Raw genomic sequence first — 6,000 nt, 5'->3', positions numbered from 1 at the left:
GAGGAGCAGCGGGCGGGCGGGTGGAGGTCCAAGGGCTGGAGACCGACAGACCGTCGTCGCTGACCAGGCCGGTGGTGACATCGACCGCTTCGTCGCGATCGCGGCGATGGCTCAGAAAGGCTTCGACGGCGGCGTTAACCTCAGCGGCCACCACCTCAGCCGCCTTTGACGACAGCGGTGACTGGCGCAGTATATTGAGCTGAAAACTGACTTGCTCAATCAAGAGTTTTTCGTCAACCACGCTGAGCTGAGTATCAAAGTTAAAATCGACCTGGTTCTTCAGCACAGCGCCCAGGGCAGTGGCAATTAGGTCTGCGCCAATGCTAGTCAGCGTAGGGGCATATTGGGCCACGTAGGCGGTAACGGTTTCGCTCACAGCCGCTTCGAGCGGCTTTTGACTCAGGCTAATGGCTAGCTTGTGGGCGATCGCCAGGTAGATCGGATTAATCGCCCTTGTCAGAGCCTTCTCCGGATCAAAAGTGCGTACCAGATAACTGATTAGGCCAACCGTTTCGGCCCGCGTCGGTGGCCGATCATTACCCAGGAGTGGCATCACCGCCGTCGCCGCGCTGCGCAGGGTATCTGGGGTCAGGGTGGGGGAATAGCGCTGGAGATAGGTAGCCAGAATGTCTTCTACCTGGCTCTCTAGCTGCTGCTGCCAACGACGGGTTGCCTTTGCTAGGGTGCTGCTGGCGCGATTGACCATGACATTTTTAAGCGCCTCGGGCGTTAACCCATCCAGCACCTGCTGGACAACGTGATCAACTACCGCAGGCAGCTTTTCTGGCTGGTGTAGTCGCAAGAGCGTTCCCAAAATGCCCTGCACCTGGTCTGAATCGTCGGGCAGACCGTAGAGTCGCCCATAGGCGCTAAGGCCACCCACCAAAAATTCCCAGACATCGGCAACCGGGGCAACTGCGGCAGCATCCGGCGATCGCGGGTCTACGGGCATTGGGGCCTCCTTATCTGCAGACAAAGTTAGGCCTTTTGAGAGAGTCTAGGCCCGTTGATACACCCCTATGCCTGACGCTAACCCAAGCTATACCACACCAGGCCTCCGGTCAGCATCCCGTTATAGTGTCATCTTATACCGATTCTTGCCTTTTCCGCCTCAGAGTACTAGTCAGCCTGAGTATCGGTCGCCGAATTGTCGCTCTGCTTGGATTTAGAGGTTGATTTTTGGGTTGCCGTTTTATTAGCAGCTTTAGTCGTCGTAGAACGGGTGGTTTTTTTAGCACTCGTAGACGACTTGGAAGCGGTAGTTTTTTTGGCCTTAGCTGCGGTCGTCTTGGTCGTTTTTTTACTACCGCTAGCCTTACTGGCGGCTGCCGTTTTAGTGGTGCGTGAGGTGGTGGTTTTCCCTTTTCGCCCAGTGGTCTTGCCTTTTTTGGTCGAGGCTTTGGCGCTGAGCCAGCCCAGCGCTTGCTCCAAGGAAATACCATCGAGTTCAGTACCTTCAGGCACCGAAGCGTTGATTTTGCCGTGCTTGACGTAGAGGCCATAGGGCCCGTTGAACACCGCAATCGTTTCCTGATCGTCGGGGTGGGGCCCTAGCTCCTTCAGGGGAGTTGCTTTCTTGCGCCCTCGACCAGCCTTGGGCTGGGCTAAAAGCTCTAGGGCACGCTCTAAGGTCACTGTCAGCACATCGTCATCGCCTTTGAGGGAACGATAGTCGCGGCCTGCTTTACCCTGATCGTGAACGATATAGGGGCCAAACCGCCCCTGCCCTGCCTTAATAGCTGCCCCGGTATCGGGATGTACCCCAAGCTTACGCGGCAGCATCAAAAGTCCTACCGCCATTTCTACCGTGACCGCCTCGGGTTGGGTGCCTTTGGGCAAAGAAGCGCGCTTGGGGTTAGGGTTATCGTCGGTCGGTTCTCCCAACTGCACGTAGGGGCCATAGGGACCTATGCGCATAAAAATGGGTTCCCCCGTGTCGGGGTGAAGGCCTACCTTGTCAGGGCCTTCAACTTTTTGCTTAATGATGCGCTCAATTTGGTCGCTGTCTAGGTCAGCCGGAGGCACATCAGCCGGAATAGAGGCCTTCACCGATTCTTCGCCAGTGCCAATTTCCACATAGGGGCCGTAACGACCAATGCGAATTTTGGCCTCTAAATCGTTGAGTAATACCGTCCGAGCGGCGGTGGGATCGATTTGAGTTTCCCGCGCTTGTACCAGAGTCTCTAGCCCCTGATCGCCAGAGTAAAAGGCTTTTAGATAGGGCAACCAATCGACTTCACCCGTCGAGATATCGTCGAGGGTCTGCTCCATGCGAGCGGTGAAATGCAAATCTACCAGGTCAGGAAAATTTTGCTCTAGCAGAGCCGTGACAGCAAATGCCGTAAAGGTTGGGATCAGGCTGTTGTTAACCAGACGCACGTAGCCGCGATCGATGATGGTACCGATGACGGTAGCGTAGGTGCTAGGACGACCAATACCCTCGCTTTCGAGGATCTTGACCAAGGTGGCTTCGGTATAGCGAGCGGGGGGCTGAGTTTCGTGCCCAATGGCCTCCAGGTCTGTACAACTCAAGCTATCGCCCATGGCAAAAGCCGGCAGCAACACCTCTTGACCTTCGATCGCCGCATCGGGATCATCAGAACCTTCCACATAGGCGCGAAAGAAACCCGGAAAGTCAATCCGCTTGCCGGTGGCGCGAAAAATAGCATTTTCAACCTCAATGGAGGCCGTAATGTTGGTCTGGCGGGCCTCGGCCATCTGGCTGGCCACAGTCCGCTTCCAGATCAGGTCATAGAGCGCGGCTTCTCGCCCCGAGAGACCGGTCTCGGCAGGGGTTCTAAAGGTACTCCCAGCCGGGCGAATGGCCTCGTGGGCCTCCTGAGCACCCTTGGATTTAGTAGCATACTGTCGAGGCTTGGGGCTGAGGTAATCGGTGCCGTACTTGGTGGTTACACAGGCGCGGGCAGCGGCGATCGCCTGCTCAGAGAGGTGTACCGAGTCGGTACGCATGTAAGTGATATAACCCTGCTCATAGAGATTTTGAGCCACCCGCATAGTGTCACGGGCAGATAGGCGCAGCTTACGATTCGCCTCCTGCTGCAGGGTTGACGTGGTAAACGGGGGAGCAGGCTTGCGGGTGTTAGGTCGTTCTTCCAGGTTGCTGACCGTCCACACCCCAGATTGGAGACGGGTTTGTAGCTCGCGAGCCTGGGTTTCATCTAACAGCACGACGTCGCGTCCATCCGCGACCCGACCCGTGGCCTCGTCAAAATCGCTCCCGTTGGCGAGGCGTGTCCCCCCCAGGGAGTAGAGTTTGGCCTCAAAGGCGCTCGTATCTTTGACCAGTGAAGCTTTGAGATCCCAGTAGGCCCCTCTCCGAAAGGCCCGACGCTCTTGTTCGCGCTTGACGACGACCTTAACCGCCACCGACTGCACCCGCCCTGCCGACAGACCGCCAGCAATCTTTTTCCACAGCAGCGGCGACAGGGTGTAGCCCACTAGGCGGTCTAAAATTCGTCGGGTTTCTTGGGCATGAACCAGCTGGCTATCAATATCGCGACAGTTATCCAGGGAGGCTTGAATCGCCTCCTGGGTGATTTCATGGAACACCATGCGCCGGGTAGGCACCTTGGGCTTTAGCACCTGGAGGAGATGCCAGCTAATGCTCTCACCTTCACGATCTTCATCAGTGGCCAGCAGCAACTCATCTGCCTGTTTGAGGGCATCTTTGAGGGTTTTGACGACCTTTTTCTTATCGCTGGGCACGATGTACAGCGGCTCAAAATCAGCCTCGGGGTTAACACCCAGCTGGGCCCATTTTTCGCCTTTCACACTGGCCGGAATTTCGCTGGCCGAACGGGGTAGATCGCGCACATGCCCCATCGATGCTTCAACCCGGTACCCCGCAGGCAGGTAGTTGCGTATCGTCTTGGCCTTAGTGGGTGACTCGACAATGACAAGGGTTGACATAGGGCTGCTGGCGCTTGAGGAATAATCGTTAGCAATCGCGGTTAGACACTTTCCTAACCTACAGAAGCCATCTGTAGCAGGTTTTGACCACCCATCTATAGATTTGGAGATTTGGCACAGTTGATGGCCAGATGATCAACACTGTACTGCACACCTACCGAACTGCTAAGGCTATTGACTATGAAAACTTAACCAATAGCACCTGGGTGAATCATCTTCAGGTCGAACTCTAAGATCATAGATAGATCATTTTATCGACTATCGTCCAGCCCTATTGAGCCTCAGACGCGCAGCGATCACCCTGGAGCAGGTGGCGATCGCACTGGCATCAGCCTACGGCAGCCTTAAGCTTCAGCCGAGCATGCCTGAGCTACGATAGGGGCGGCAGGCCAGCGATTGTGGCATAGACTACCCTTATCGCCACCATTAGGTCATAGCCCCTGGTCACCGCACGACTGAACTGGTACGGTTAAAAATAATTTCGCGGAAAAGAACCCATGGATCTCGTCAATCTCGGGGCGCAGCTCAACGCTAGCACCATTTGGCCGGAGGCCGTTTTACTGACCACAATTTTGGTGATTTTAGTCGGCGATCTGATTCAGGGCCGTTCCTCTTCGACCTGGACGCCCTACATCGCTATGCTCGGTGGCTTGGGTGCAGTGGTTACCCTGGTATTCCAGTGGTCAATGGTCAACCCAGTCGGGTTCTTGGGGGCCTTTACGGCCGATGATTTGAGCATTGTATTTCGCGGCATTATCGCCCTCTCAGCGGTGGTCACCGTGCCCATGGCGATCCGTTACGTTGAGCAGTCGGGCACTTCCCTGGCTGAGTTTTTGGTTATTTTGCTGACCGCTACCCTAGGCGGCATGTTTCTCTCCGGCTCTAGCGAGCTGGTGATGATTTTTGTTGCCCTAGAAACCCTCAGTATTTCGTCGTATCTGCTGACTGGGTACATGAAGCGTGACCCCCGCTCTAACGAAGCGGCGCTCAAGTATTTATTAATTGGCGCGGCCAGTTCAGCCATTTTTCTCTATGGTTCGTCGCTGCTGTACGGGTTGTCGGGGGGCGAGACTCAGCTGAGTGCGATCGCATCAGCCATCGTTTCCGACGGTACCGAGGCCCCAATTGGCCTAGTGGTTGCCCTGGTTTTTGTGATTGCTGGCATTGCTTTTAAGATTGCCGCAGTTCCCTTTCACCAGTGGACCCCCGATGTGTATGAGGGGTCGCCCACCCCAGTCGTGGCATTTTTGTCGGTGGGGTCTAAGACCGCTGGCTTTGCCCTAGCGATTCGCCTTCTGGTCACCGCCTTTCCGCTGGTATCAGACCAGTGGCACTTTGTCTTTACGGCTCTGGCCATTCTCAGCATGGTGCTGGGCAATGTAGTAGCCCTGGCACAAACCAGCATGAAGCGCCTGCTCGCCTATTCATCGATCGGTCAGGCGGGCTTTTTGATGATTGGTCTGGTGGTGGGCACTGACGCCGGTTATGCGAGTATGCTCTACTACCTACTCGTCTATCTCTTTATGAACCTGGGCGGGTTCACCTGCGTGATTTTGTTCTCCCTGCGCACGGGTACCGATCAAATTAGTGAATATGCTGGCCTATACCAGAAAGACCCCTTATTGACCTTAGGTCTCAGCATTTGCCTGCTGTCTCTGGGAGGCATTCCGCCCATGGCTGGATTCTTTGGCAAAATTTACATTTTCTGGGCAGGTTGGCAGGCGGGGGCCTATGGCCTAGTACTGGTGGGTCTTGTCACCAGCGTCATTTCTATCTACTACTACATCCGCGTCATCAAAATGATGGTGGTTAAAGAGCCCCAAGAGATGTCTGACGTGGTTAAGGGATACCCCGCCATCCGCTGGGATCTGCCTGGTCTGCGCCCCATGCAGGTGAGTCTGATCTTGGCGGTTGTTGCCACTTCGCTAGCAGGGATTTTGTCTAATCCTCTGTTTACGATTGCCAACAACGCAGTCATTCAAACCCCCATGCTCCAGCCACCCGTAGCCCAGGTGGCTGTGTCATCGAATCCCGAGTTAGCGGCTGAGTAGCCCTGTTAAGTTCGGCATG

General features: G+C 55.5%; 3 protein-coding genes. 1 reads left to right on the top strand and 2 read right to left on the bottom strand.

Features of this window, described 5'->3' with window-relative positions:
• Positions 1-952: hypothetical protein (locus IQ254_RS14580; protein ID WP_193966884.1), on the bottom strand; the 952-nt coding region annotated here is incomplete at its 3' end.
• A gap of 167 nt (positions 953-1,119) precedes the next feature.
• Positions 1,120-3,930 (bottom strand): type I DNA topoisomerase, encoded by a 2,811-nt coding sequence (topA, locus tag IQ254_RS14575; RefSeq protein WP_193966883.1) that lies wholly within the window; start codon positions 3,928-3,930, stop codon positions 1,120-1,122.
• A gap of 497 nt (positions 3,931-4,427) precedes the next feature.
• Here topA and IQ254_RS14570 point away from each other — a divergent pair, with 497 nt between their 5' ends.
• A complete protein-coding gene (locus tag IQ254_RS14570) occupies positions 4,428-5,981 on the top strand; it encodes an NAD(P)H-quinone oxidoreductase subunit N (protein WP_193966882.1) in 1,554 nt (517 codons plus the stop codon).
• The last annotated feature ends 19 nt before the right edge of the window (positions 5,982-6,000 follow it).

This window comes from Nodosilinea sp. LEGE 07088 (assembly GCF_015207395.1).
GTDB lineage: Bacteria > Cyanobacteriota > Cyanobacteriia > Phormidesmidales > Phormidesmidaceae > Nodosilinea.
Note: the sequence above shows the minus strand (reverse complement) of the source record. Positions and strands in the feature narration are given on the sequence as shown.

What these genes read in the sequence shown, in the direction of transcription:
- topA (WP_193966883.1), bottom strand. Translation starts at nt 3,930, where the DNA reads ATGTCAACCCTTGTCATTGTCGAGTCACCCACTAAGGCCAAGACGATA.
- IQ254_RS14570 (WP_193966882.1), top strand. Translation starts at nt 4,428, where the DNA reads ATGGATCTCGTCAATCTCGGGGCGCAGCTCAACGCTAGCACCATTTGG.